Consider the following 25,153-nt stretch of genomic DNA (forward strand, 5'->3'; position numbering starts at 1 on the left):
AGCCGGCGATGAAAACGTCTTAGTGACGAGGGCGAAACCACCAGACAATGATGACCAGCACTCGGCGGTTTCCCGCGACCCGGCCCCGCGTGAGGTGGTCGCGATGACCAGCGTCAAGGAGTTCCGCATCGAGACCGAGGCGACCGACACCGACCTGGGTCGGGGCGCGTTCGTGTTCACCGACGACTACTCCGTGTTCGACTGGGGGAAGATGCCCGACACCATCCCGAACAAGGGCGCGAGCCTCTGTGCGATGGGCGCGTTCAACTTCGAGTTGCTCGAAGCGGCGGGCGTGCCGACCCACTACGAGGGCGTCGTCCAGGGCGGCGAGGTCCTCGCACTCGACGAGGTCACCGAACCGCCCCGCGAGATGGCGATCCAGTTGACCCAGGTGCCCGACCTGCCCCACGACGGCCGCGACTACGACTACGAGGCCTACTACGCCGAGGCCGGCGACAACCACCTGATCCCCCTGGAGATCGTCTTCCGCAACACCGTTCCCGTCGGATCGAGCCTCCGCTCGCGGGCCGACCCCGCCGACTTCGACCTGGACTTCGAGACCTGGCCCGAGGACGTCGTCGACCTCCCGGAGCCGGTCGTGGAGTTCTCGACGAAACTGGAGGAGTCCGACCGGTATCTCGACCGCCAGGAAGCCGACGAGATCGCCGGCCCCGTCGCTATCGACGAGTTAGAGGAGACAGCGCTTGCTGTCAACGAAATCGTCACGGAGCGCGCCCGGGAATGTGACATCGTCCACGAGGACGGCAAGATCGAGTGTTTCTACCACGACGGCCAGGTGTACGTCGCGGACGTGGTCGGGACGTTCGACGAGAACCGCTTTTCCTACGACGGCCAGGAGGTCTCGAAGGAGGTCATCCGCCAGTACCACAAGCGCACCCAGCCCGAGTGGGTCGAGGCCGTCGGCGAGGCCAAGGAACGAGCGAAGGCCGAGGACGTGGCCGACTGGAAGTCTCTCTGTGAGCGGACGCCCGAGCCGCTCCCCGACCACGTCGTCGACGCGGCCCGGGACCTCTACACGGCGGGGACGAACGCCTACATCGACCGTGGGCTGTTCGAGGCCCCGTCGCTCGACGATGCCGTCGAGACTGTCCGAGAACTGTAGAACGAACGAGTATTACTCGTCGGCTTCAGCGAAGCCGACATCGCGGTTCGGACCGACGTCCTCACGCTCACGGCTCGCTCCGCTCTCACGGGCTTTACTCGTTCGAGCAGCGGTCGAAGACCGCTCGCGCTTGCACAGTCCCAGTTCTCACTTCGTTCAGCCTCGATACTCGCGGGTCCTTCGTCCCCGCTCGTTCAAACCGAGGCCTCCCATGCGGTCGGCCTCGCGTCAATCGTCGGCTTCCCCGGCGTCCTGTCCGGCCACGATCTCGCCGAGGCCGTCGATGGGGCGATCCGGGTTGGCCGCGTCGAGGTCGTCGGGCGCGCCGAGTTGGACCGAGTCCTCGCTGACGTCGTCGCGGAGCCGCGTCCGGCCGCGGTGGACCGACACCTCGTCGTCGAGATGCAGCCCGATGGCCTCGATGAGCGCGTCTGCCTCCAGGGGTTGACCCACCTGCTGCAGTTCCTCCTCGGTGGCGTCGTCGGGCACGTTGAACGCCCGCTGCGTGATGATCGGCCCCTGGTCCAGGTCGGTCGTGACGTAGTGGGCAGTCACGCCGGCGATGCGGACGCCCTCCTCGATGGCCTGCATGTACGCCTCCGCGCCGGGGAAGGCGGGGAGCAGAGAGGGGTGGACGTTGATGATCCGGCTCTCGTAGCGGAAGACCACGTCGGGGCTGAGGATGCGCATGTACCGGGCCAGCACCACGAGGTCGGCCTCGTATTCGGCGAGCAGTTCGAGCAACTGGTCCTCGTCGGGGGTCCCCTTCTCGTCGCCGATGTCGTGGAAGGGTACGTCGTACTTCTCGGCGAGCGGCTGGAGGTCGTCGTGGTTGCCGATGACGACGCCGATGTCCGCGCCGAGGTCGCCGTTGGCCCAGGCCTCGAACAGCGCTTCGAGGCAGTGCGATTCCTTGGTGACGAGGACGGCGATGGACTGGGTCTCGCGGTCCGCCGGGAACCGCACCTGGATGTCGACGCCGAGGTCGTCGCCCAGATCGTCCAGGTCTTCCCGGAGTTTGGTCTCCGTACAGACCATCTCCGTCGTGTCGACGTGCATCGTCATCCGGAAGACGCCCTCGCGGACGGCCTGGTCTAAGTCCTCGATGTTGATGCTCCGCTCGAACAGCAGACTGGTGACGTTGGCGATCAGTCCGGTGTCGTCCTCCCCGACGACGGTAATCTCGGTCAGTTTGTGCTTGCGGGTCACGGCGACCACCGCCGACGCTGACGAGCGAGGGGTCTCATTCGTCAGCGTCTCTGCGACGGCCGGCGAAAAAAGTTGTTTTTTGCCGCCACTCGTCAGCCGGACGGCCGACGATCGGCCACAGACATTTGTACGGTGGGGACGAACTCACGGCAGCTATCAAATGACGGCGATATCCGTGCTGGTGGCCGACGCGGACGACGAGGCCCGCGGAGCCACCGCGTCGGCGCTCGAAGACGCGGGGATGGCGGTGAGCGAGGCTTCGGCGGTCGAGGCCGCCCGTTCGGAACTGGACAGCGACATCGACTGCCTGGTCACCGAGTACGCCTTCCCGGACGGGACCGGACTGGACCTGCTCTCGGAGTTGCGGTCGGAGAGCCCGGACACACCGTGTGTCCTCTTTACCGACGCCGAGCCGAGCGATATCGACACGACGGCGTTCGAGGATCTGGTCGTCGAGTACCTGCGGAAAGACGGATCCGACGACCGGACGCGGCTCCGTACCCGGGTCGACGAGGTGACGACCCTGCGAACACAGGTCGGGTACCCGTTACCGGACGACGAAGACGCCAGACTCGACGCGATCGCGGAGTACGACGTCGAGAACCTGGCCGTCGAGGAGACCCTCGACCGGCTGACCGAACTGGCCGCCAGACACTTCGGGACCGACAGGGCCTTCATCGGTCTGGTCCACGAACACGACGAGGAGTTCGTCTCCTGTCACGGCGGGACGTTGGCCCCGCTCGCCCGGGAGAACACGATGTGTACACACGCCATCCTCGAACCGGAGATCATGGTCGTCGAGGACACCCAGGAGGACACGCGATTCGAACACAACGACGCGCTCGACCGCCTGGACATCCGTTCGTACGTCGGCGCTCCGATGCGAACCGAGGACGGCCGTGCCATCGGGAGTTTCTGTCTGACCCACGACGAGCCACGGACGTACTCGGAGGCCGACCGCGAGTACCTGCGACTGCTGGCCGACGAGGCGATGGAACAACTGCGGTTACGGCGTCGTCTGGACGACACGGAGGAACACGAGTCACGATGAGCCAGAACACGCGCGGCCACTACGAGTTCGCCGACCTGCCGATAAATCCGGTCCGGCCGGGAACGAGTCTGCTCGTGGCCGGTCCGGCGCTCGGTGGGACACGGGAGTTAGCGCTGCGGATGCTGGCAGCCGGGGAGACACGCAACGAAGGGGCCCTGTTCATCGCCGCCGACGAGAGCGGCGAGGAACTGCTGGCCGACTACACGGCCCAGGGCGGCACGTTCGACCGCGGCCGGATGGCCGCCATCGAGTGTGGCGGCCCGCAGATCGAGAGCGACGATCAGAACATCAGGTCCGTTCGGAGTCCGAGCGACCTCACCGGCATCGGTATCGAGTACTCATCGCTGTACGAGGGGCTCCACGGCGAGGGCATCGAACGCGTCCGGACCGGCGTCTTCACCGTCTCGACGCTGCTGATGTACGCCGACGAGATCCAGCCGGTCTACCGCTTCCTGCACACGCTCACCGGCCGCGTCCGGTCGGCCGACGGCTTCGGCGTCTGCGTCGTCGACCCGACGACCCAGGACGACCGGACGCTCAGTTCCATCAGCCAGACGTTCGACGGCCGGGTCGACCTCCGGACGAGCGGCGACGGCGACGCGGAACTGCGGGTCCAGGGCGTCCGCGACCAGCCCGACGGCTGGCAGCGGCTGTAGGATGCGCTACGCCACGTTCTCCATCGTCGCCGAAACCGGCTTCACCGGCGTCGGCCGCACCATTTCCAGTCACCCCGATATCACACACGAAGGCATCCAGAACATCACGCTCCTCGGCGACGGCACCGTGCTGATGCTCACCCGGTTGCGCGGTGACCTCGAACGCGCCAGAACCATCCTCGAAGAGCGCGATGACATCCGCCACTGCGAGGTGTTCGGGACCGACGAGGGGTACGCCTACATCCACGCCGAGGCGACCGATGTCGTCCGGCAGTTGCTCACCGTCGAGCGCGAACACGAGGTACTGATCTCGACGCCGATCGAGTTCGCCGAGTCCGAGGGGGCGGACGGCGAGGAGTTGCGCGTGACGCTGCTGGGCGACGACCGGACGCTTCAGCGCGTCGTCTCGAACGCGCCCGACGCCGTCGACATCCGACTCGAAGAGACCGGCGAGTACCAGCCGAACCTGGACGAGGTCGCGGCGCTGCTCACCGAGCGACAGCGGGAGATCCTCGGGACCGCGGTCGAGATGGGGTACTACGAGGTGCCACGGGGGACGACACAGCGCGAGGTCGCCGACGCCCTCGGCCTCGCTCCCGGGACGGTCACCGAACACCTCCAGAAGATCGAGTCGAAAGTGCTCACGCCGCTGGTGCAGTGACGGTTCATACGGATTTCTGTAGCTGTTTCCCCCTACGACCGCCCGGCTGCAGGCGGTCGTTGCGGAAATGATCTACAGCAGTCCGTATCAGTCCCCCGCCGCGGGTTGGTCGGCGTCCTCCAGTTTCACCAGCTCGTCGACGCCGGGAATCTCCGCGTCGGCGTCCGTGAGGATGTCGATGCGCCGGGAGAGCTTGTCGCTGGCGTACTCGACGAGCGGGACCGGGTCGGCCTCCTCGACCTGATTGGCCTGGACGGTCTCGGAGATCAGCGGGAGCAGCGACTGGAGCGTGTCCTGAACGACCGCCTCGTCGACGCCCCGCTCGTGGATGAGCTCGCGGACCTTCTGCATCCCGAAGCCGACGTGACGCCCCTCGTCAGAACGGATGTAGTTGATCCCCTCGACGAGCCCCGGCAAGTGCGGGGATTCGAGGTCGTCCTCGTAGACGTCCGCTTCTCCCTCGCCGAACCGGGACGTGAAGCCGTAGTACCCGGTCTGGGCCAGCACGCTCTCGACGACGAGATGGTAGTGGCAGTACGCCTTCGCGCGGTTCTCGGGCGTGTCGTCGGTCAGGAGCCGTTCCATCGCAGCCTCGGTCCGGTCGAACAGGTCGACGTAACCCTCCGGGAACCACCGCTGGTCGGTCGGGGCGACCACCTCGTATCCCCGTTCCTCCGCGACTGGATTGACGACTTCACGCCAGTAGCGGTCGAAAAACTGGGTGTGTTTGGCCTCCTCGTAGATCTGGCTGGAGATGAACATCTGGTCGTTGATGTCCTCGAGCACCAGCGCGAGCGGCATCAGGTCCTCCGTGACCGCCTCCTCGCCCGCGCCGAACAGCGCGATGGAGCCACGCATCGCGTCGTAGTTCTCCTCGCTCTCTTCTTCCTGTGCGAGCAGGTTCTCCCTGTCGCGTTCGAGCAGTTCCTGGGGCACGTCCTCGTAGGGGTCCCAGTGGCGATAGACGGCGTTTTTGAAGTAGCCCTGTGCGAACGAGTCCGGGTCGAGTCGCATCTCGCGACTGGTGTCTTCTACCTGTGTCATACTACCACGTGGCACGGCCGTGTGCATACGACTACTGCCTAGGAAGCTAGGGGGTTTCTTATAGGCTCGTCGGCCGCCGCGGCGATGCCCAAGTCACAAGCGTTTTCGTCCGGGGCAACCGCACTCCGGTAATGACCGCCTTCACCGCGACCGTGACGGTTCGGCTGAAACACGGGGTGCTGGACCCCGAGGCCGAGACGACGCAGCGAGCGCTCGAACGCCTGGGCTTCGAACTCGAGGACCTGCGTTCGGCCGACCAGTTCGAGGTCGACCTGGACGCGGCCGACGCCGATGCTGCGGCCGAGCGCGCCGACGAGATGGCCGAGCGCCTGCTGGCAAACCCGACCATCCACGACTACGAGGTCACTGTCGAGGAACGATGACGGTATCGGTTCCCATGACGGCGACTCTCTGTTCCCACACCTTCGGGTGGTCACTGTGACAGTCGCCGTCATCCGCTTCGGCGGGTCGAACTGCGACCGCGACGCTGTGCAGGCGCTCGCCGAACTCGACGTCGACGCCGAACTCGTCTGGCACGAGGACGGCCTCCCGGAGGACACCACCGGCATCATGCTCCCCGGCGGGTTCTCCTACGGTGACTACCTCCGGGCCGGCGCGATGGCCGCCCGCTCGCCGATCATGAACGAGGTCCGGGAGGCCGCCGAGAGCGGAACGCCCGTCCTCGGCGTCTGTAACGGCGCACAGATCGGCTCGGAATCGGGGCTGACGCCCGGCGCGTTCACCACCAACGAGAGCGCGCGCTTCCAGTGTGAACACGTCCACCTGCGCGTCGAGAACGCCGACACGCCCTGGACCGACGCCTACGAGGCGGGCGACGTGATCGAACTCCCAATCGCCCACGGCGAGGGACGCTTCGAGATCACCGACGAGCGCCTGGAAGAGTTGGAGTCCGAGGATCGGGTCCTGTTCCGGTACTGTGACGCCGACGGGAACGTCTCGCCCGAGGCCAATCCCAACGGCTCGAAACACAGCGTCGCGGGCGTCCTCGGCGAGCGCGACTCCGTGGCCGTGTTGATGCCCCACCCCGAGCGTGCGGCGCTCCCGGACATCGGCCCGACCGACGGCCAGGGCGTCCTCAGCGGCTTCGCGAACTAGACTCTCCCTGATTTTCCGGGCGATCGACGAGAACGCGGTCACTGCGGGCCATATCGTGATAGCGACGAGAGCCTCAGTGTCACTCGGGTGCTGGCCGCCCGCTGTCCCGTGATCGAACCCTCTCGACACCACCGCGAAGCGCGAACCAGACGGCGAGTGCGATGCCGAGGAGGAACACTGCGTCACCGATCGGTGCCAGCAGCGGTCCGGACGGGTCCCAGAGTTCGAGGGGTCGGGAGGGCGGCAAGAGGGCTGGCGCGACCCGGACCGCCGCGCCGACGCCGAACACGACACCCAGCCCCTTCAGCACGGTACGAGGCGTCGTCTTCGGGCCGATCACGAACAGGACGGCCAGCACGAACGTCGTGTCGAACACCCACTCGGTCGGGGCCTGTTCGACCGGAATACCGGCGGTGGAGACGGCCACCGGGACGGCGAATCGTGCGGAACCCGCGAGGGCCTCCTGGACGGCGTGGGCCGCGAGGGAGCCGGTCACGGCTATCAGGCCGGCTAACGCTGCCGCGACGACGCCACGGCCCACTTCGAGATCCGGTGCGAGCCGTTCGTCAGTGACGACGGCGAACAGCGGGTGAGCTGGTGCTTCGAGCGTGATGGACTCGTACCCGCCATCGTAGGCGATCCAGTACGCGACCGCAATGCCGAGAAAGCGGGCGACCTGTGGCAGCGGCTCGGCGAGCACGCGCGGCGTGAGGGTGTAAAACGCGGGGCCGAAACGCCCCTGCACGACAGCGAGGGCGAGATGAGCGACGTAGACGAGCGCCACACCGGCCGCGAGTGTTCGCCGAGTAGCGCCGCGCCCGACGACGAGTACCACTGCTAAAAAGAACGGGGCATACCACGCGAGCGAAAACACCCCGCTACCGAGAACGACGAACAGGTTCCGCCCGATCGCGGGCAGGTCACCCGCCACGGCTGCCTGGGCCAGGGTGAACGCGAGGAGGACGCCGGAGACGAACAGTCCGGCGAGAAGCGCCCCAGCGAGTTCGCGGCGGAGAGTGTGGGTGGTCCGGAACGTCACCATATATTGGCACACCGTCCGCGCTGGAATAAAAACTCCGTCTGAGAAACAAGAACGAGGCCGATTCGAGAGAACGGCGGGAGAAGCCCGTTCACAGCGGCCGAAAATCCCTCGCTCGCTCCCGCACAGTGGGAAATCTCCCAGCACTGAAAGGTCCTCGACCCCTACGTTCTCGTATGGCAACGACCGAGGAGAGCGCCGAGACGGTCCGCGTCTGGCTGGTCGAACGCACCTACGGGGACGACGAGCAGAACATGATCATCCTCACGTACGCGACGCCGGACGGCCGGCGCGATTTCCGGAAGGAACGCGCCCTGCCGAGTTTCACCGGCCCCGGCCGGGCGACCCAGGTGTCGTTGCAGGTGGAGGCGGACAACCTCGGGACCGTCAGCGACGCGGAGACCAGGGAGCGCTACGCGAACGAGGTCGAGCGCATGACCGAGAAACACGACCCCGACGCGACGCTGTGAGGACAGATCGGAATCCCCGAGCGTCCCGATCTGCGTCTGCCAGCAAATTTATGCGTCGGCTGTCCGACATAGGAGTAGGTGATTCACAGGTGTCGAACGTCGTCCTCACAGCCGTCCTCTTGATCGTCGGCCTCGCGCTCACCGTGGGCGGGATGTTTTTCTACCGGACCGGGCTGAAACTGTTCGGCTTCCTGCTCGGCGGCGGGGCCGGCTTTTTCGCCGCCAGCGGCCTCAGCGTCGGCCTGGTGCCGACCATCGCGGTCATTCTGGTTGCGGGGTTCATCGGACTCGTCATCGCCCAGAAGATCTACATGATCATGCTCGTCGTTCCGGGGGCAGCGACGGGCCTCGGGGCCGCGCTGGCACTGACAGGCACGTCCATGTCCCCTCTCACGAACCTCCTGGACCCGATCGTCCTCGCCGGCCCGGCCATCGGGGCCGTCGTGGCCGTGCTCCTCCAGAAGGTCGTGGTCGTGTTCGTCAGCGCCGCCTGGGGCGGGTACCTGACGTGGGCCGCGCTGAACACCGACAACATCGTGAGTTCGCTGGCGAGTCTGTCGGTCCCGACGCCGCCGCTCTGGGCGAACGCACTGGTCGGCGTCGGCGTGGTCGTCCAGATCCTCACCTGGGCGCTCCTGCGCCGCTACGACGACGGCGAACTGCGGGCGAAGGTGAAAGGGCTGTTCGGCCGGGAATCCGCCGGCAGTTCACACCCTGGCGCCTGACTCAGCGCGATAGCGGTTGATTGTAGCCGGTTTCCCGTTCCGTGACGAGTTCCCAGGTCAGTTCACACTCACAGGAGACCTGCTCGAAGACGGCGGGGTCCTGCCGGAGGTCGAAGTCCTTGATGGCGTTCTGTACTTTGTCGTCGCACTCCCCGCAGTTGTGGGCACCGCGGTCGCTGCCGTGACCCACCGGGTCGGAGACGACGATGGCGTCGGCATCGCTCGTGGATTCGAGCACGTCGGCGACCGACCAGAGCCACGGCGGGCGATACCCGCCGTCGTGATACAGGTCCTCGACCATCGTGTGGCGCTGGACGTTCGTCGGGTTCATCGAGACGGTGTGACAGCCGTCGACATCGGCACACCGACGGATGGAGCGTTTCATGTCCGCGATGGCTTCGGGTTCCGAGAGGAAGGGCGGCTTCATCAGGAGGTACGCCTTGATGCCGGCGTCGGCCGCCTCGGCGTGTTCGGCCGCGCGCTCGAACTCCGAGAACTCGAAGTACTTGTTGACGCAGTCCCGTCGGACCCGATCCGTCGCGGTTTCGAGGCCGATGGCGATGTCCGTCTCCAGGCCCTGCTCGGTGAAGTCCTCGATCTTCTCGCGGTCGACGAAATCCGGGAGGGATTCGACGACGATGCGGTCCCGATCCTCGAACGTCTCGGCAATGGCCTGCCGGGTCTCGGCGGGCACCTCGCGCTCGTCCAGAAACGAGCCGGAGGTGTAGATCTTGATGAGGCCGGACTCCTCGTCCGCGTTTTCCGCCTCGTGCTCCAAGCAAACGTCGACCTGCGCCATGAGGTCCTCGTGGGCGACGGAACCGCCCTCGACGGACTCGGCGACGTAGCCACACATCGTACAGCCGCCTGCGCGGGCCCACCGGCAGCCGCCGGTGTTCAGAATGATCGTCAGCGACTGGTAGACGCCGTCGGGCGTGTTGTCCTCGTCGATCCAGACCCGCGTGGGTTCCCGCGGGTCGTAGGTCTCGTCCTTGCGGGAGCGGATCTCCCGCATCGCCTTGTTGTGGGCGTCCATGCCCTTCCCCTGCTCGTAGACCTCGGGGCTCGGCTTGCTCATTACCCCTGGCTATCGCCCCGAACGGTAAATGCTCACCGCCACGACACGCCGGCAGGCCGGTCCCGCTCGCCGGTCAGAGCACGTCCCGGTCTGCCAGGTCCTCGATGGTCGCGTCGTCGTAGCCGAACTCGCGGAGCACGTCCTCGGTGTGTTCGCCCAGCAGCGGCGGGTGTCGATCGATCGCGGTCGGCGTCTGGGAGAAGTGCATGGGGCTTCCGGCCATCTCGACCGATCCGATCGTCGGGTGGTCGACCTCCTGGTGCATGTTCCGGGCCTGTACCTGGGGGTTCTCGAAGACCTCTTCTATGTCGCGGACGCGACTCGCCGGGACGCCGGCCTCCTCCAGTCGCGCGACGGCTTCGGCCGTCGAGAACTCGGCGAATCGCTCGTCAAGGATGCGGTCCAGGTCCGAGCGGTTCTCGACGCGGTCGGCGTTGGTCGCGAAGCGGTCGTCGTCGGCGAGGTCCTCGCGGTCGATGGCCGCGCAGAACTTCGGCCAGAGGTTCTCGGAGGCCGTCGCCACGACGACGTAGCCGTCGCTCGTCTCGAAAGCCTGGTAGGGAGCGATCGTGGGGTGTTTGCTCCCCATCCGGCCCGGCGGGTCCCCGGTCGCGAAGTAGTACGACGCCATGTAGCTCATCCAGGCGACCTGGCCGTCGAGCAGGCTCACGTCGACTTTCTGGCCGGTTCCGTCGCCCAGTTCGCGGTAGAGGAGCGCCGAGAGGATGGCCTGCGTGGCGTACATGCCGGCCCCGATGTCGGCGATGGCGACACCGATGCGAACCGGCGGTCCACCCTCTTCACCGGTGATGCTCATCATACCACCTTCAGCCTGCATCATGATGTCGTAGGCCGGGCGGTCCTTGTGCGGGCCCCACTCGCCGTAGCCCGACAGCGAGCAGTACACCAGTTCGGGGTTCGCCTCGCGCAGGGTCTCGTAGCCGAGGTCCCACTCCTCCATTTTCCCGACGCGGAAGTTTTCCACGAGCACGTCGGCTTCGCTCGCGAGGTCGCGGAACACGTCCCGGCCCTCCTCGGTGGTGAGATTCAGCGTCACGGAGCGCTTGTTCCGGTTGATGCTGACGTAGTAGGCGCTCTCGTCGCCGTAGTTCGGGGGGTGCCAGCCGCGGGTCTGGTCGCCCCCGTCGGGGCGTTCGATCTTGATGACGTCCGCACCGAGGTCCCCGAGTTGCATGGTACAGAACGGTCCCACGAGGACGCGGGAGGCGTCCAGCACCGTCAGTCCCTCGAGCGGCTGGTCGTCGCTGTCGGGGTCGCGTGCTTCACCAGTCATGGATTATGCAACGGTCCCCGCGAGGTTCGATTCGAGACCGTGCGAGCTATCGCCGACGAACTGGCGAACGGTCGGCTGGACGGGCCACTCGTCGTTCAACGGGCCGATCCCCGGGTGTGCGTACTCGACCATCGATACGAACGACATACCCCAAATATAATATATTTTCGTATGGAATCCGCTTCGTTCCGAGTCTTCCGATAACCATCCAACTATTCCCCGCAGTGTTAGATATCCACCGACACCCCACTCGTCGAGTCGGGAGCGGTCAGTCCAAGCGGTTCGAGATGTCCAGCGACAGCACGATACCGGCCAGGAGCGCTCCGAGGAAGTTCGCCAGGGCGTCGAGCACGTCGAACGACCGCCACGGGAGCGCGGACTGGACCACTTCGATTCCCAGACCGTACCCCGTTGCGAGGGTCACGGCGAGTGCAAGCCGACTGCGCGTGGTCGTTCCCAGCGCGTTCGCGACGAGCACCACGAGCACCGCGTAGCCGACCGCGTGAAACCACTTGTCCGCGCCGACGACTCCGAGCGGGCCGGTCATCGCGGTGCCGCCCTCGGGTGGCACCGCTACCGACGCCGCGAACACGACCGCCGCGTACAGTACCACCGCCACGACGCGACCCGACCCGTTCCTGAGCGAGTACCAGTCGGCCATACCCACGGTCGGGGATGCAAACGGGAATCCGCTTGCATTTGCCGGTCGAGTCGCCACAGGAAGTAACCGTATTCGGTTACCCGATGCTGGCAACGACTAACATGGTACGGCCCCAATTCAATTATGGTACGTTAATTCATGACAGATCTCGGCGGGTTCCACGACAACGTCGCTCGGGTAGACCTGAGCGACGGAGACGTACAGTACGAGGGCATCGACGACGAGGATGCCAGGAAATATATCGGCGCCCGCGGACTCGGCGTGAAGTACGTCTTCGATCAGGGGACGGACGTCGACCCGCTCGGCCCGGACAACCTGCTAGCGTTCATGAACGGGCCACTGACGGGCACACAGACGACGATGAGCGGTCGCATCGCCGTCTGTACGAAGTCACCGCTCACGGGAACAGTCACCGACTCCCATCACGGCGGGTGGTCGGGCGCGCGCCTGAAGTGGGCGGGCTTCGACGGCCTGCTGTTCGAGGGCCAGGCAGAGGACCCAGTCTACGCCTACGTCGAGGACGGCGAGGTCGAACTCCGCGACGCCTCCCACCTCTGGGGGAAGGGCGTCCACGAGACCCGGGACACCCTGGAGGACGAAATCGACGGGAAGTACGGCAAGAACCTCTCGATGATGGCCATCGGCCAGGGCGGGGAAAACGAGGTCAAATACGCCTGTATCATCAACGAGGACGATCGGGCCTCCGGCCGGGGCGGCACCGGCTGCGTGATGGGCACCAAGAACCTCAAAGCCGTCGTCGTCAAGTCCGGGACGAAGATGCCGACGCCGGCCGACAAGGAGACCTTCCAGAAGGGCCACAAGCAGGCGATGCAGGTCATCCAGGAGTCGGACGTCACCGCACCCAATGAGGGCGGCCTCTCGATGTACGGGACGAACGTCCTGATGAACCTCACCGAGGAGATGGACGGCCTGCCGACCAAGAACGGCCGGTACTCCTCGACGAAGGCGATGTCCGACGCCGAGGGCGACGGCGAGCGAATCATCGACTCCGAGAAGGTCTCCGGCGAGAACGTCCGCGAGAACATCCTCGTCGACGAACCCACCTGTCACTCCTGTCCGGTCGCCTGCAAGAAGGAAGTCGAAGTGACGGCCATGCACAAGGGCGAGGAGATGAACGTCCGGATGGAGTCCTACGAGTACGAATCGGCCTGGGCGCTCGGCCCGAACTCCGGCCACCACGACCGCGACCGCATCGCGGTCATGCTCGACAAGTGCAACGACCTGGGCATCGACACCATCGACACGGGCAACACCATCGCGATGGCCATGGAGATGATCGAGGAAGGGAAACTCGACTTCGACGATTCCATCGAGTGGGGCGATTCCGACGAGATGATCGATCTCATCGAGCGGATCGGCCACCGCGAGACCGACCTCGCCGACCACATGGCCGAGGGTCCCGACCACCTCGCCGAGGAGTTCGACGGCCACGAGAACTCCCTGGCGGTCAAGGGCCAGACGATGGCCGCCTACGACCCGCGCTGCATGAAGGGCATGGCCATCGGCTACGCCACCTCGAACCGCGGTGCCTGCCACCTGCGCGGCTACACGCCCGCGGCCGAAATCCTGGGCATCCCGGAGAAGGCCGACCCCTACGAGTGGGAGGGCAAAGGCGAGATCTGTGTCCTCTTCCAGGACATGCACGCCATTTCCGACTCGTTCGACATCTGCAAGTTCAACGCCTTCGCGGAGGGCATCGAGGAGTACGTCCTCCAGTACAACGGCATGACCGGCCTGGACGTGAGCGAGGAGGAACTCATGCAGGCCGGCGAGCGCGTCTACAACCTGGAGCGGTACTACAACAACCTCGTCGGCTTCGACGGCGACGACGACTCACTGCCGGATCGGTTCGTCGAGGGCCACGAGAACGCCATGCCCGCCCAGGGCGCCAGCGAGGGCCAACTCGCGGAGCTCGATAAGCTCAAAGACGAGTATTACGAGGTCCGGGGCTGGGTCGACGGCGTCGTCCCCGAGGAGAAACTGGACGAACTCGACATCGAGGTCGGCCCCGGCACGGGCGTCTCCAGTGGCGGCGCGGCCGCACCGAGCGACGATTAGTCACCTCGGCCGCACTTCGAACTGATTTTTACGTAGCTTTCTGAAACCCCTGTCATGACCGAGGGGGACATCGACGACATCGTCGAACACCACGACGCGCTCATCAACGGCGTCCGACTGCACTACGTCACCGCCGGCCCAGAGGACGGCGACCTCGTCGTCCTCCTGCACGGCTTCCCGGAGTTCTGGTACTCCTGGCGCTACCAGATCCCGGCGCTCGTCGACGCGGGGTACCGCGTCGCCGCGCTCGACATGCGCGGGTACAACGAGTCCGAGAAACCGCAGGACGTCGAGAGCTACGAGATCGAAGAACTCGTGGGTGACGTGGTGGGATTCATCGACCACCTGGGAGCCGACTCGGCGCACGTCGTGAGTCACGACTGGGGCGGGGCCATCGCCTGGGCCCTGGGCATCTTCCAGCCCGAGGTCATCGACAGACTCGTCGTGATGAACGCCCCGCACCCGGCCGCGTTCGCCCGCAACCTCGATCTGGACCAGCTGAAACGCTCCTGGTACGTCTTCTTCCTCCAGATCCCCGCCCTCCCCGAGTGGCTCATGACCGCCGACGACGGGGAACTCGTCGGTGACCTGTTCCGCAACCAGGCGGTCGATCCCGATGCCTTCACCGACGAGGACCTCGACCGCTACCGGGAGGCGTTCTGCAAACCCGGCGCTGCCACGGCGGCCATCAACTACTACCGGGCGTACCTCCGGGCGATCGCCGAACCGATGGCCAAAAGCGCGCTCCCGGTCGTCGGCCAGTTCTTCGACCCGCCTGGCAGCGACGAGATTCCCGTCGAGACGCTAGTGTTGTGGGGCGAACAGGACGAGGCGCTCGGCGTCGACCTCTCGGAGGGACTCGACGAGTGGGTTCCGAACGTCCGAGTCGAACGCTATGCCGACGCGAGCCACTGGGTCCAGTGTGACGTGCCCAACCAGGTCAACGAGGAACTGGTCGGCTTCCTCGACGCCTGAGACTCAGCGCTCGATGAGCACACAGTCCCGGATCTCCAGCGCGGACTCGAACTCCTCGGTGCGGTCGTTCCGTCGGCCGTAGCGAGCGAGTTGTTCGTGGTGGGCGCGCCGGACGGCGTCGATTTCCCGGTCAGTGACGTCCACGCGCTCGGCGATGGTCTCCCAGTGGCCGTCCTCGACGAAGAAGGCGGTGTACTCGTCGGTCTCGTAGGCGACTTCGTACTCTCGTGCGTAGGTGTCGAACCGGGGACGGAGGTCGGCTCCCACTACGTCGACGAGATCGGGCAGTCGTTGCGGGCCGACGCTGGCTTTGGCGGCCGTCAGCAGGAGGATCTGGCCGTCGATGGGGTCGCCCGCCATCAGCCACCGGCGCGCATCGCCTTCTGGGAGAACTGTTCGACCAGCGAGTCGAGCGCCTCCTCGATACCTTCGAAGGCAACGGTGACCTCGGTCAGCTTCACCGTCGGCCCGATGGAGACGGTGTCGACGGTGAGCGTGGCGGTCCAGTCCTCGGCCTCGACGCGGGCCGCCTCGCGGTCTTCCGGGTCCCCGTCCACCAATTCGCCGCCGAGGTTCTCCAGGTAGTGGATCGCCAGGCGTTTGGAGATTCCGCGGAAGGACTTCTCGCGCTGCATCTCACCCGCTCCGTAGTTCCGACCCGCCCGCGACCGGCGGGAACACCGACACCGTGTCACCCGCCGAGAGCGGGGTCGCCGCACCCTCCAGGTGGAGGACGTTCTGGCCGTTCTTGAGGATGCTCAATTGGCCGCGGATCGTCCCCTCGTCGTCGAGCAGTCGGTCCTCCATGTCGGGATACTCCGATTCGAGGGTGGCGAGCACGTCGCCGACCGTCGAGTCGTCTGGGAACTCCCGGTCGACGGTCTTCTGGCCGACGATCGCCCGAAAGGTCGCGAAGAACTTGAGTTCGAGTTGCATGTCCGCTGAGAGGGGCGGCGAGATCATAAATCCCCGTCGACAGGGTTAGAGGTCGTTCAGTCGGATACCGTCCTCGACGACGCGGTGTTGGCGCTCGCGGTCCAGGCGCTCGGCCAGGTCCTCGTGGTCGTACAACTGGCCGATGAGGTCGGCCATCAGATTGCGCCAGGCGATGGCGTAGATGGGCGACTGGCCCCACGCGCGCATCTCGGGGACGAACTCGTCGTAGGCGTCCAGCCGGTCGTCCATCCGCTCGATTGCGTCGAGGACGTAGCCCGCGGCCTCGCTCTCGTCGTCGGCGCTCTCGATCGCGCGATTGATGCGCCCCTCCCAGCCCTCGACGGCGCGCTCCATGTCCTGTGCGGCGACCTGTCCGTCCTCGGGTAGCGAGTCGAGAATCGGTCGGGGGATCGACAGCGAAACCTCGTCCATGGCACGGGGAACGGCCGGCCGCGACTAAAGCCTCCCGGCGACCTCACCGCTCCTCGACGTGTCGGACCTCGCTCGCGATGCCGCGGGTCGACTCGGCCATCTCCGGCCCGCTCATCTCGGCGCGACCGATACCGAACGCCGACGGTCCTTCGATGACGACCTCGTCGCCGGGCCGGATGTCGTCGCTGGCGTCGACCACGCCCGGCGCGAGGACGCTCCCGTGGGGGACGAAGTCGTCGATCTCGACGCGTTTGACCGGCGCGTCGCTGTCGACCCACCGGCGCGCGCCGGCGAGCGTCAGCGACAGCACGCCGTACTGGGGGACCATCGCGGCCAGTTGCTCCCCGTTGCCGTCGTGGGCACGAAGCTTCGGGTACCGCGACTGGGTCTGGAGGTCGTGGAAGATCGCCTCGCCAGCCCCCTCTCCGAACTGGTAGTCGGCGATGGCTTTGATCGTGTTGTGCTCGCGTTCGCGTTTGGGGTATTGGAGTTCCCCATCCAGTTCGGCAGCGAGATTCGCAAGGGAGTCACTCGTCGTCGGGTGGTCCTCGACGGTGAATATCGGGTCCACGTCGAGGTCAGCGGTCGCCCGCTCGACGATCTCCCGGTAGCCCTCGGGCGGGACGTGTGCGACGACCTTCGGGTAATCGTTCCGTCGAAGGTATCGTTCCAGCACGTCGCTCACGAACTCGATTTCGGTGGCCGTCCACTCGCCGGTCACCACCGAATCGTAGTGCTGGGCGGGGTACGTGGTTTCGAGTTCCTGAGGGACGACACCGATGGGCGAGGTCATCGAGGCGACGTGGGCGCGCCACTGGATCACGTCGTGGTACTGGCCGTGGCTCTGGGACTCGCTGTAGGGTTTCGTCGCCGAACAGGGGACGAGGACGAGCGGACTCGAAAACCGGCTCCGGTAGCGCTCGGTCACGCGCTGGGCGAAGCGCTGGATCTCCACGCGGCGGATGGTGTCGTCGGTCGCCGCGGTGATTTCAGCCCGGCGGATGACCGGCGTGCGCTGTTCGAGGTAGCTGTACTGCTGGTCGAGTCGCCGGAAGGTGGCGGTGAGCCACTGCTCGTGGCGGGCCTGGCCCTCGACGTAATCGCGAAGACGGCCGTCTCGGATGCGACGACGGACCCGCTTGAGTTCGGCGGCGAGCGCGTTGGCGTTGTGTTCGGCGCAGTCCTCCCGGTCGAACTCCTCGCGTGGGACCTGGCAGGCCGGACAGGCACAGGGAAGCTCGTCTAAGTCCTCCAGGAAGTACTCGTCGTCCGTGGTCTGGTAGAACCCGCGGGAGCCCCTGATGACCGCGCGGTCGGTGTCCACGAGGTCCGCGCCGGCGTACACGAGCGTCGCGACGTTCATCGGCGTGGCGACCCCCGGGAGGTACAGCGCGCTGTCCGCAGGTGTAGCCTCGCGAGTCTGCAACATGGCGTCGACGAACGCCCGGGCGTGCCCGGCGTAGCCCGCCGCGTTCGAGAGGACGTACGCGTCGCTGCCCTGATTGCTCGCCGTATCGGGCGAAATCACGGCCGCGCTGGGATAGTCCACGTCCGGGTAGTCGACGGCGAAGGCGTCCTGTACGTCCTCGGGCGTCCCCGCCGGCAATCCGCGGTGGGGCAGGACCGTCAGCGCTGACTCGTTACCCTCGGGGACCGTGCGGTCCTCGGGCCAGAGACTGCCCGCGTCGGCCAGTACGTCGTCGGCGATAGCGGGCGTCGAAAGCGACTCGGCGAGCCGCAGTTCCCCGATGCGGGCGGCCCCGTCCCGCTCGTGGATCTCGAAATACTCGGTCATGCCCGCCCCTCGGGGGAGCGCGGCCAATTATCTTTCCTTCCGGGGAACCTCGACGAACGAACCCACGCTTTACCCCTCGATCTTCTGAACGATACGACTCGCCTGCTCGACCGCCGTGTCTACGTCCACCGGTTTCACGATGAGGACGCTCTCGATGCACCACTCGTCGCTGCCTTTCAGTTTCCCCGTGCGGACCTCGCTACCCTCGTGGACGGAATCGGCCGCCATCGACGCCCAGTCCGGCGTCCGAATCGTGTCGAAGGCGTCGGGGTCCCGGATGCGGACGTGGACGTACTCCTCGCCGTCCTCGACCGCCCGGATCTGGGCGCGAGTCCCCCGAATCTGCTTGGGCGGGAGTTGCTGCTGTTCCTGCTGCGATCCGTGCCCTCGTGGCTGCTGACTCGCCTGCTGTCCCCCTGGTTGGGGCTGTACCTGTGTTTGCTGTCCGTACTGGGGCTGCTGTCGCTGCTGTGGCTGGGGCGGTGTCTGTCGGCGTTGCTGCTCGGGTGGCCGTCATGTCGGTTGCTGGATGCCGGTTGGTGCCGACTGGTTTCCAGGCTGACCCGGCGGCTGTGGTTGCTGTGTCCGTCGTGGCTGCGAGGTTTGCGGTGACTGTTGCGGTGGTTGGTGTGAATGATGGGGCGATTGCTGCTGGTGAGGTGGGTGCTGTGTCTGCTGCGGTGATCGCTGGCGCTGCTGTGGTGGCTGCTGTGTCGGCTGCGGTGGTGGTTGCTGTGTCGGCTGCTGTCCTCGGGGTGGCTGCTGTCCCTGCTGGAAGTGGACGCCGGTCTGTGGGTTCCGGCTACTCTGCGGCTGGTACTGGGGCTGCTGTGCCACAGGCTGAACCGGTCGCTGGCCGGGTAGCTGCTGGCCCGGAACGGGTTTGAACTGCTGTCGCTCCCGGGACGCCCGCTGGTGAGTGGGCTGACCCTGAATCGGCTGCTGGAGACGAGTCGGGTCGCGCTGCTGGTGGGTGTTGGGTTGATGTCCGGTCATGTGTGGAGTCCTGACTGGTGAACTGGTGCGCACGCCGACACGAATCAGTGACCGCACCGAGGGTTCCACGTCCAGCGGCAAAACGATGCGGGCGCGCACGCGCCGGCGGGCCTCCGTCCGATCACAATCGGCCGACGACGAGTCCGACGATAGCAAACAGCGCCCCGACTGCGACCAGGTAGGCCAGCCACGAATCGGCGGCGTCGCCGCGCTGGCCCGGTCGGGCGAGTCCGTACAGCCCGGCACCGAACACGACGAGTCCGGCCAGGGCGGGCGCTCCCGTCGCGACGGTGAGGCTGGCCGAGAGAACGGTCACGACCGCGTCGGCAGCGGAGGCAATCCCGTACAGCGCGAGCGCCCCGTAGAACAGCGTCGCTCGATCCATGTCTGGTAGTGTCACCCCAATTGAAAACCCTGCTGTTCAGTCCCAGTCGCCCTCTTCGACCCCGAGCTGGAACGTCGACACCGAGTCGGGCACCGCGGCAAGGGCCGTCTCCGGCCAGTCGTGATAGGCCAGCGTGAACGCCGCATCGGGATTGCCCTCGGCCAGTCGACGGACCCCCTCGGCGGCCTGCTCGTAGGCCCGGGCGTCGAGGCGCTCGGGAATCTCCGCGTTCAGGGGATACACGTCCGAGAGGTCCCGCGGGAAGGGCCCGAACGGCGGCACGACGCGCCACGTCTCATCGTAGGCCTCGTTGGTGTCGCCTTCGCTGAGGAGGATCTCGCCCTCGGGGCTGAGTCGCGCCAGTCGGTCGTGATGCCGATGGACCTCGGGCCGGTCGGCGCTCTCCGTCGAGAGGTAGAAGAAGGCCTCCTTGGCGACGGGATCGGTCGCTTCGAGTTGCTCGGCGTGGTCGACCAGCGCGCGATACCCCGAGAGCATCGTCGGATGGCCCCGAGCGCGCGTCTCGACGAGTTCCAGTAAGTTCCCCCGGCGGATGGCCTGTTTGATGCGGCGCATCTCGCCGTAGGTGACGTGGAGATTGTGCTCAGCCAGCAGGCGCTCGCGCTCGAGGGCGTTTTTCGCGTCCAGATCGTCGGGCGTGTGGCTGGCACAGACCGGACACTCACAGGGGAAGTAGTCCAGGTCTTCGAGGTGTTCGGTCCCACGAACCGTGAGATATCGGTCGTCGCGGGCGTACAGCGCGTAGGCCGCCGAGTCGAACAGGTCACAGCCCATCGCCACCGCCAGCGCGAACATCATGGGGTGGCCGGCCCCGAACAGGTGAACCGGCGCGTCCTCGCCGAGGCCGCGTTTGGACGCCGCGACCAGGTCGACCACGTCCGCGAAGCGGTAGTTGTTCAGCAGCGGGACGACCGCGCCGACCGGGAACACGTCCAGGCTCGTCCCGTAGGCGTGTTCGGCCGCCGACTCCCGGAGGTCCGCGTAGGTCGACCCCTGGATGGGTGCGTTGACGAGCATCTCGCCGGTGTCGACGGTCTCGGCGAGTTCGAGGCGCTCCTGGGTCGTCGTCAGTTCCTCTTCGGCCTGCTCGCGGGGGACGTCGGGCGGCGTCGGAATGTCGACCGGCGTCCCGATGTCAGAGCCGATGTCGTGCTGAAACTGCAGGATCTCTTCGGTGTCGACGTCGATGGAGCCGTACTCCGAGAGCTGGAAGGATCCGGAGTCGGTCATGATGGCCCCCGAGAAGTCGTAGAGGTCGTGCAGTCCCTGTTCGAGGGCGTCCTCCCGGTACTCCTCGGAGCCGTAGATGCTGTAGGCGTTCGTGATGAGGATCTCCGCGCCGAACTCCGCTTCGAGTTCGCCGGGTTCGATGGTCCGGACGTGGGGGTTGACGACCGGCAGGAGGGCCGGCGTCTCGACGGTCACGTCCGCCCGGGGCACGTCGAGTTCGCCGATTCGGCCCGCCCCGTCGTAGTCCCTGACCTCGAAGCACTCGCGCATTGCCCCGCCGTAGCGTCGGTGCCGGCCTAAGGGTTCCGTTCCACAGACTCCGACAGCGAGTGCGGTGAGAGCGAAGGGTTAAGATCCTATGTGCACAACAGGCACATATGAGCGCCGACGAGGAAAAAAAGCGAGTCCACTTCAGGGGTCCGGAGCGCGTCATCGAACAGGCCGACGCGCTGGCCGACGTACTGGACAAGGACCGCACGGACGTCATCGTCGAGGCGCTCCGAGAACACATCACGGAGCGGACGAGCGACGAACGGTTCGAGGCGATGGTCGCCGACCGCTACTACGAGGACCACCTCGACTTCGAGACGGTCGCGACGCTGGTGGGGCGGGACACCGCCCAGCGGTTCCGGCTGCTCAAACGGGACCTCGCCGACGAACCGCTCGACGTCCCCGCACCGGACACCGACGTAGACGTGTACGACGGCGAAACGCAGACGGTCGATACTGACGGAGAGTAACAGCGGTGCGAACAGTCGTCGCGGACACGTCGGCACTGGTCAGTCTAGCGATTCCGAAAGCCGACGGTGCGTACGATACCGACAGCAACCCCGACCCGCTCCAGTACCTCCTTACGTCGTGTGCCGTCTCGATACCGACCCAGGTTCGAGCTGAACTGCAGAACATCGCCCAGTACAGCGACATAGACGGAGCGGCAGCCGCGAACGTCCTCGCAGCAAGCGATCACTACACCGTCGAGGACCCGCTTCAGCGGTCGGAGACGCCACCAGCACTCCCGGAGTGGGGACTCGATGGCGGAGAGACGGCCGCGCTCGTGCTCGCGAACGCGCTCGGCGTCGACGCGTTCCTGACCGACGAGTTCGCCGGGTCGAGTTTCGCGCTGATTCACGCGCGACTCGCCGACGCGACGGTCGTGACGACGCCGCGACTACTCCGCGATTACGCGTACACCGGCCATCTCTCGGAGAGTGACGCCCGAACCATCCTCGACGTGATCGGGCGTCACCGAAGCTGGAAACACAATTCGTACGTCCAGCACGTCAAAGGGATGCTGTGAGCGTCTACAGGTCCCCGAACGCGGCGTAGTACAGCACGCCCAAGGCGGTCCGCCCGTCGCGCATCTCGTCGTCGCGGACGGCCTCGCGAAGTTCGTCGAAGTCCGCCGTCGTCACGCGGATGCTCTCGTTGTGGTCCAGGTCCTGTTCGCCGGTCGGTTCACAGCCCTCGGCGACGAAGTAGTGAAAGACCGCGTCGGCGATGCCGTTCGCGGGTTCGACGGTGGTCAGGTGTTCCACCGTTTCGGCCTCGTAGCCCGTCTCTTCTTCGAGTTCCCGCCGGGCGGTCGTCGCCAGGTCGTCGGCGTCGGTGGCCTCGACCCCGCCCGCAGGGAACCCGCGGTTGACCCGCTTGACTGCCTGTCGCCACTCCTCGATGAGCACGACCTCGCCATCGGGTGTGAAGGGCACGACGACGACGCTCTCGCTTTCGGAGAGGTAGTCGAAGTCGGTCTCGGTCCCGTCGGGCAAGCGCACCCGCTCGCGCTGGATGTCGAAGCCCGGACACATGTACGCCGTCTCGCCGTACAGCGTCTCCCAGGCCAGTTCGTCTTCGGTGTCGTCGGCTCCCGCGTTTCGGTCCGTAGAATCGAGAGACTCCCCAGTCATTACCAGCCCCCACACACCCACGGCCCAAAAGCCCCCTTCAAACCCCATACAATGGACGTTCCGTTTGCACGCGGGGACTGTTGGCGATGCCTGAACTATTCCTCGTCGGGGTCGTACGCCCGTCCGATGTCGAACTTCGGTGCACCGACACCGAGCACGCGAGTCGGTTCGGTCGCGTCCGCGGGGTTGTACGGGCGGATGGGGCTTTCGGGTTCGGCGACGAACACCTCGTCAGCGGGGACCGCGAACGTCTCCTCGGGCGTCTCGACGTGGAGTTCGCCGGCGACGACGTAGAAGATCTCCTCGCGTTGCTCGTGGTAATGATACTGCGTCGCGAGTTGCTCGCCCGGGTCGAGCGTGTAGACGGCCGCCGCTAGTTGTGCGAGTTCTACAGTGTCAGTAATCGACCGACGGTCACAGGGATGCTCCGGCGAGTCGGCGAGTTCGTCGGGGTCCAGCACGTGATAGCCCATGGCGAACCCACGACCGACCGCCTATTCAAGGTGGGCAAACCCCGCCCGACGGGAACCACGGTCGAGTCGGTGTCGAAACGCAAACACGTTTCCGGCAGCCACCCGTATCGCTCGGACATGTTCCGTCGTGCGCGCGAGTTCGGTCCGGCGTTGCTGGTCCCGTTCGCATGGGCGTTCGTCACGGCCGCACATCTGGGCGTGGGGAGCGATCAGGCACTGTTGATCGCTCACGTCGTGATGACCGTGCTGCTGGCGGGCTTTGCGATCACGGGCCGAGCCGACATGCAGGAGGGCGTCCTCGAGGTGTGGTGGTACGTCATCGTCGTCGGGTTCTTCGTGACGCTGAGTGGACTGGTCGGCATCCAGGTCGAAACGCCCAGCAGATTCCTGCAAGGTATCGCACTCGTGGGGTGGATGGTCCTCCCCGCCGTCGGCTTCGTCTACACCGGCCGACGGGTCGGTGACGGCGCGTGGATCTACTTCGGCGGGGCCGCAGGCTGTGCGGTCGGTGTCCTGCTGTACGGCGCTGGCGTAGTGTGGTCGACCGACGTGGCTCTCGTCGGCGGCCTGACACTCGTCGGCACGGGGCAGACAGCGGGCATCCTCGACGCTGCCTTCCGGTATTGAGTGTCGAATTCGCGGTCTGTCGCTTGGTATGGGATGGGCGGGGTCCGCTCGAAAGGGGAGAGTATAGAAGGCCTACCGGAGAGTTGGCAGTGACTATCAAAGAACGTCGAGATCGATCTGCAGTCGTATGTGGCTCCTGGCCAGTCTCTCGGTCTGGTTGGTTTCGGTCTTCGTAGTCTGGGCGCTCCTCTACGCGCGCGGCGAGCGGGAGGCGAGGCGGTACACCGAGACGTGAAGCCCAGATCCGGGCTACTCTCCCCGATTCTATCGTTTAACCGTCACCTCCCCGGTCTTTTGCCCGTCGCTCGCCGATCGTTCGTATGCCATCGGTCCCCGACTTCGAGTCGTGGTTCAGCCGTCGATGGCCGTTTGGATGGCGAGTCTATGCAGAGAGCAAACGCGTCAACGTCCAGTTCATGGCCAACAGCGTGGCGTTCCAGACGTTCACTGCGCTGGTACCGCTGCTGGTCGTGCTGTTCGTACTGGTGGCCACGTTTGCCGGGGACGCACTGGCCGACCAGGTACTCACGCTCACGGAGGGATTCCTTCCCGACGAGACACAGACCCTCGTTGCCACCGCCATCACCAGAGAACTCAGCGCGACGGGCACCTCCGTCGTCAGCGTCGCCTTCCTGTTGTGGGGTGCGCTCAACCTGTTCAAGGGACTGGACACGGCGTTCTCGATGATCTACGATACCACCACTTCGAACACTCGCATCAATCAAACAAAAGACGCGCTCGTGGTCTTCGTCGTCTTGCTCCTGGCGATCACCGCTGCCGTCGTCGCCGGCGGCACCGCAATACTCACGCGGTTCCCGTTGCGCGAACTGCTCACACCGCTGGTGCTCTTCGTCGGGCTCACGGTCGTTTTCCTGCCGATGTACTACGTGTTCCCGGACGTCGATCTGTCGCTCCGGGCGGTCCTTCCCGGGACGCTCGTGGCCGCTGCCGGCTGGACAGCGCTCGAATCGGTGTTTCGCCTGTACGTGGCCTACGCGGCTGGCGTTCCCGCCGGTGCCGTGGGGGCCGTTCTCATCACGTTGGCGTGGCTCTACTTCGGAAGCCTCCTGCTCTTGCTCGGTGCGATCGTCAATGCGGTCCTGGCAGACGACGCCGGACGCGCGATGAGCGGCGACTCTCCGCCAGACATCGAGTAAGCCGGGAGCAGCAGCG

General features: G+C 66.0%; 32 protein-coding genes. 15 read left to right on the forward strand and 17 right to left on the reverse strand.

The annotated features are described in order from the left end of the window. The first annotated feature begins 103 nt into the window (after window positions 1-103). Window positions 104-1,123 carry a phosphoribosylaminoimidazolesuccinocarboxamide synthase gene (locus tag E2481_RS11520; protein ID WP_136717299.1) on the forward strand — a complete coding sequence of 340 codons (1,020 nt, stop codon included), beginning with the start codon at window positions 104-106 and terminating at the stop codon, window positions 1,121-1,123. Window positions 1,124-1,351: 228 nt separating this feature from the next. Here the strand turns inward: E2481_RS11520 and E2481_RS11525 are convergent, their stop codons facing one another. After that, window positions 1,352-2,341 (reverse strand): formyltetrahydrofolate deformylase, encoded by a 990-nt coding sequence (locus tag E2481_RS11525; protein WP_136717300.1) that lies wholly within the window; start codon window positions 2,339-2,341, stop codon window positions 1,352-1,354. Window positions 2,342-2,492: 151 nt separating this feature from the next. Here E2481_RS11525 and E2481_RS11530 point away from each other — a divergent pair, with 151 nt between their 5' ends. From E2481_RS11530 to E2481_RS11540, 3 genes are read left to right on the forward strand one after another with little or no spacing between them, the layout of a single operon-like run. Beyond that, window positions 2,493-3,383, forward strand: a complete 891-nt coding sequence (locus tag E2481_RS11530; RefSeq protein WP_169302431.1) for a GAF domain-containing protein — start codon at window positions 2,493-2,495, stop codon at window positions 3,381-3,383. Further along, complete coding sequence (locus E2481_RS11535; protein WP_136717302.1) at window positions 3,380-4,039, forward strand: RAD55 family ATPase; 660 nt, start codon at window positions 3,380-3,382, stop codon at window positions 4,037-4,039. The genes E2481_RS11530 and E2481_RS11535 overlap by 4 nt, the downstream gene beginning before the upstream one ends. Window position 4,040: 1 nt before the next feature. Next, on the forward strand, window positions 4,041-4,700 hold the full coding sequence (locus tag E2481_RS11540; protein WP_136717303.1) for a helix-turn-helix domain-containing protein: 660 nt from the start codon (window positions 4,041-4,043) through the stop codon (window positions 4,698-4,700). Window positions 4,701-4,787: 87 nt separating this feature from the next. Here E2481_RS11540 and E2481_RS11545 read toward each other — a convergent pair whose 3' ends face one another. Beyond that, the gene (locus E2481_RS11545; protein ID WP_250137802.1) at window positions 4,788-5,744 is read right to left on the reverse strand and encodes a ribonucleoside-diphosphate reductase; all 957 of its coding nucleotides are present in this window, start codon (window positions 5,742-5,744) and stop codon (window positions 4,788-4,790) included. Window positions 5,745-5,875: 131 nt separating this feature from the next. Between E2481_RS11545 and purS the strand changes: the two genes are divergently transcribed. Then, window positions 5,876-6,127 (forward strand): phosphoribosylformylglycinamidine synthase subunit PurS, encoded by a 252-nt coding sequence (purS, locus tag E2481_RS11550; RefSeq protein ID WP_136717304.1) that lies wholly within the window; start codon window positions 5,876-5,878, stop codon window positions 6,125-6,127. A 55-nt stretch (window positions 6,128-6,182) separates the two neighbouring features. Beyond that, window positions 6,183-6,860 carry a phosphoribosylformylglycinamidine synthase I gene (gene purQ / locus E2481_RS11555; RefSeq protein ID WP_136717305.1) on the forward strand — a complete coding sequence of 226 codons (678 nt, stop codon included), beginning with the start codon at window positions 6,183-6,185 and terminating at the stop codon, window positions 6,858-6,860. A gap of 79 nt (window positions 6,861-6,939) precedes the next feature. On the opposite strand, the gene E2481_RS11560 is transcribed toward purQ, so the two are convergent. Further along, the gene (locus E2481_RS11560; RefSeq protein WP_136717306.1) at window positions 6,940-7,902 is read right to left on the reverse strand and encodes a hypothetical protein; all 963 of its coding nucleotides are present in this window, start codon (window positions 7,900-7,902) and stop codon (window positions 6,940-6,942) included. 173 nt (window positions 7,903-8,075) lie between these two features. Between E2481_RS11560 and E2481_RS11565 the strand changes: the two genes are divergently transcribed. Together E2481_RS11565 and E2481_RS11570 are read left to right on the forward strand one after the other, a co-directional pair. Then, complete coding sequence (locus E2481_RS11565; RefSeq protein WP_136717307.1) at window positions 8,076-8,369, forward strand: hypothetical protein; 294 nt, start codon at window positions 8,076-8,078, stop codon at window positions 8,367-8,369. Between the two features lie 89 nt (window positions 8,370-8,458). Beyond that, window positions 8,459-9,094: a hypothetical protein gene (locus E2481_RS11570; protein WP_136717308.1), complete on the forward strand. Its 636-nt coding sequence runs from the start codon at window positions 8,459-8,461 to the stop codon at window positions 9,092-9,094. Window position 9,095: 1 nt separating this feature from the next. Here E2481_RS11570 and E2481_RS11575 read toward each other — a convergent pair whose 3' ends face one another. The 4 genes from E2481_RS11575 to E2481_RS11585 all read right to left on the reverse strand — a co-directional run bounded on the left by E2481_RS11575 (window position 9,096) and on the right by E2481_RS11585 (window position 12,127). Beyond that, the gene (locus E2481_RS11575) at window positions 9,096-10,172 is read right to left on the reverse strand and encodes an archaeosine biosynthesis radical SAM protein RaSEA (protein ID WP_136717309.1); all 1,077 of its coding nucleotides are present in this window, start codon (window positions 10,170-10,172) and stop codon (window positions 9,096-9,098) included. A 73-nt stretch (window positions 10,173-10,245) separates the two neighbouring features. Continuing rightward, a complete protein-coding gene (locus tag E2481_RS11580) occupies window positions 10,246-11,466 on the reverse strand; it encodes a CaiB/BaiF CoA transferase family protein (RefSeq protein WP_136717310.1) in 1,221 nt (406 codons plus the stop codon). Between the two features lie 3 nt (window positions 11,467-11,469). After that, window positions 11,470-11,598 (reverse strand): hypothetical protein, encoded by a 129-nt coding sequence (locus E2481_RS18985; RefSeq protein WP_256867895.1) that lies wholly within the window; start codon window positions 11,596-11,598, stop codon window positions 11,470-11,472. A 136-nt stretch (window positions 11,599-11,734) separates the two neighbouring features. Beyond that, on the reverse strand, window positions 11,735-12,127 hold the full coding sequence (locus tag E2481_RS11585) for a VanZ family protein (protein ID WP_136717311.1): 393 nt from the start codon (window positions 12,125-12,127) through the stop codon (window positions 11,735-11,737). A gap of 138 nt (window positions 12,128-12,265) precedes the next feature. On the opposite strand from E2481_RS11585, the gene E2481_RS11590 reads away from it, so the two are divergent. Together E2481_RS11590 and E2481_RS11595 are read left to right on the forward strand one after the other, a co-directional pair. After that, window positions 12,266-14,206, forward strand: a complete 1,941-nt coding sequence (locus E2481_RS11590) for an aldehyde ferredoxin oxidoreductase family protein (protein WP_136717312.1) — start codon at window positions 12,266-12,268, stop codon at window positions 14,204-14,206. 54 nt (window positions 14,207-14,260) lie between these two features. Further along, window positions 14,261-15,181, forward strand: coding sequence for an alpha/beta fold hydrolase (locus tag E2481_RS11595; protein WP_136717313.1), 921 nt, complete (start codon window positions 14,261-14,263; stop codon window positions 15,179-15,181). A 3-nt stretch (window positions 15,182-15,184) separates the two neighbouring features. Here E2481_RS11595 and E2481_RS11600 read toward each other — a convergent pair whose 3' ends face one another. The 6 genes from E2481_RS11600 to E2481_RS19210 all read right to left on the reverse strand — a co-directional run bounded on the left by E2481_RS11600 (window position 15,185) and on the right by E2481_RS19210 (window position 18,665). Then, window positions 15,185-15,541: a hypothetical protein gene (locus E2481_RS11600; RefSeq protein ID WP_136717314.1), complete on the reverse strand. Its 357-nt coding sequence runs from the start codon at window positions 15,539-15,541 to the stop codon at window positions 15,185-15,187. Continuing rightward, window positions 15,541-15,816, reverse strand: a complete 276-nt coding sequence (locus E2481_RS11605) for a hypothetical protein (protein ID WP_136717315.1) — start codon at window positions 15,814-15,816, stop codon at window positions 15,541-15,543. The genes E2481_RS11600 and E2481_RS11605 overlap by 1 nt, the downstream gene beginning before the upstream one ends. Window position 15,817: 1 nt before the next feature. Next, window positions 15,818-16,117 (reverse strand): ubiquitin-like small modifier protein 1, encoded by a 300-nt coding sequence (locus E2481_RS11610; protein ID WP_136717316.1) that lies wholly within the window; start codon window positions 16,115-16,117, stop codon window positions 15,818-15,820. Between the two features lie 45 nt (window positions 16,118-16,162). After that, complete coding sequence (locus E2481_RS11615; RefSeq protein ID WP_136717317.1) at window positions 16,163-16,549, reverse strand: hypothetical protein; 387 nt, start codon at window positions 16,547-16,549, stop codon at window positions 16,163-16,165. Window positions 16,550-16,592: 43 nt separating this feature from the next. Continuing rightward, on the reverse strand, window positions 16,593-18,344 hold the full coding sequence (gene arcS / locus E2481_RS11620) for an archaeosine synthase subunit alpha (RefSeq protein ID WP_136717318.1): 1,752 nt from the start codon (window positions 18,342-18,344) through the stop codon (window positions 16,593-16,595). Between the two features lie 69 nt (window positions 18,345-18,413). Then, a complete protein-coding gene (locus tag E2481_RS19210) occupies window positions 18,414-18,665 on the reverse strand; it encodes a hypothetical protein (protein WP_136717319.1) in 252 nt (83 codons plus the stop codon). Between E2481_RS19210 and E2481_RS11630 the strand changes: the two genes are divergently transcribed. After that, window positions 18,630-18,956 carry a hypothetical protein gene (locus E2481_RS11630; RefSeq protein WP_136717320.1) on the forward strand — a complete coding sequence of 109 codons (327 nt, stop codon included), beginning with the start codon at window positions 18,630-18,632 and terminating at the stop codon, window positions 18,954-18,956. The two genes, E2481_RS19210 and E2481_RS11630, sit on opposite strands and share 36 nt — an antisense overlap. A gap of 505 nt (window positions 18,957-19,461) precedes the next feature. Here E2481_RS11630 and E2481_RS11635 read toward each other — a convergent pair. After that, the gene (locus E2481_RS11635) at window positions 19,462-19,725 is read right to left on the reverse strand and encodes a hypothetical protein (protein WP_136717321.1); all 264 of its coding nucleotides are present in this window, start codon (window positions 19,723-19,725) and stop codon (window positions 19,462-19,464) included. 36 nt (window positions 19,726-19,761) lie between these two features. After that, on the reverse strand, window positions 19,762-21,246 hold the full coding sequence (gene tgtA, locus E2481_RS11640) for a tRNA guanosine(15) transglycosylase TgtA (protein WP_136717322.1): 1,485 nt from the start codon (window positions 21,244-21,246) through the stop codon (window positions 19,762-19,764). Between the two features lie 107 nt (window positions 21,247-21,353). Between tgtA and E2481_RS11645 the strand changes: the two genes are divergently transcribed. Then, window positions 21,354-21,716 (forward strand): hypothetical protein, encoded by a 363-nt coding sequence (locus E2481_RS11645; protein WP_136717323.1) that lies wholly within the window; start codon window positions 21,354-21,356, stop codon window positions 21,714-21,716. Between the two features lie 5 nt (window positions 21,717-21,721). After that, the gene (locus tag E2481_RS11650) at window positions 21,722-22,273 is read left to right on the forward strand and encodes a hypothetical protein (protein WP_136717324.1); all 552 of its coding nucleotides are present in this window, start codon (window positions 21,722-21,724) and stop codon (window positions 22,271-22,273) included. Window positions 22,274-22,277: 4 nt separating this feature from the next. Here the strand turns inward: E2481_RS11650 and E2481_RS11655 are convergent, their stop codons facing one another. Both E2481_RS11655 and E2481_RS11660 read right to left on the reverse strand, forming a co-directional pair. Next, the gene (locus tag E2481_RS11655) at window positions 22,278-22,880 is read right to left on the reverse strand and encodes an NUDIX hydrolase (RefSeq protein WP_136717325.1); all 603 of its coding nucleotides are present in this window, start codon (window positions 22,878-22,880) and stop codon (window positions 22,278-22,280) included. Between the two features lie 95 nt (window positions 22,881-22,975). After that, window positions 22,976-23,353 carry a cupin domain-containing protein gene (locus E2481_RS11660; RefSeq protein ID WP_136717326.1) on the reverse strand — a complete coding sequence of 126 codons (378 nt, stop codon included), beginning with the start codon at window positions 23,351-23,353 and terminating at the stop codon, window positions 22,976-22,978. Window positions 23,354-23,470: 117 nt separating this feature from the next. Between E2481_RS11660 and E2481_RS11665 the strand changes: the two genes are divergently transcribed. Both E2481_RS11665 and E2481_RS11670 read left to right on the forward strand, forming a co-directional pair. Further along, window positions 23,471-23,980 (forward strand): hypothetical protein, encoded by a 510-nt coding sequence (locus E2481_RS11665; RefSeq protein ID WP_136717327.1) that lies wholly within the window; start codon window positions 23,471-23,473, stop codon window positions 23,978-23,980. A gap of 320 nt (window positions 23,981-24,300) precedes the next feature. Beyond that, complete coding sequence (locus E2481_RS11670) at window positions 24,301-25,137, forward strand: YihY/virulence factor BrkB family protein (protein WP_136717328.1); 837 nt, start codon at window positions 24,301-24,303, stop codon at window positions 25,135-25,137. Window positions 25,138-25,153: the final 16 nt, after the last annotated feature.

The organism is Halorientalis salina, from assembly GCF_005049285.1.
Classification (GTDB): domain Archaea; phylum Halobacteriota; class Halobacteria; order Halobacteriales; family Haloarculaceae; genus Halorientalis; species Halorientalis salina.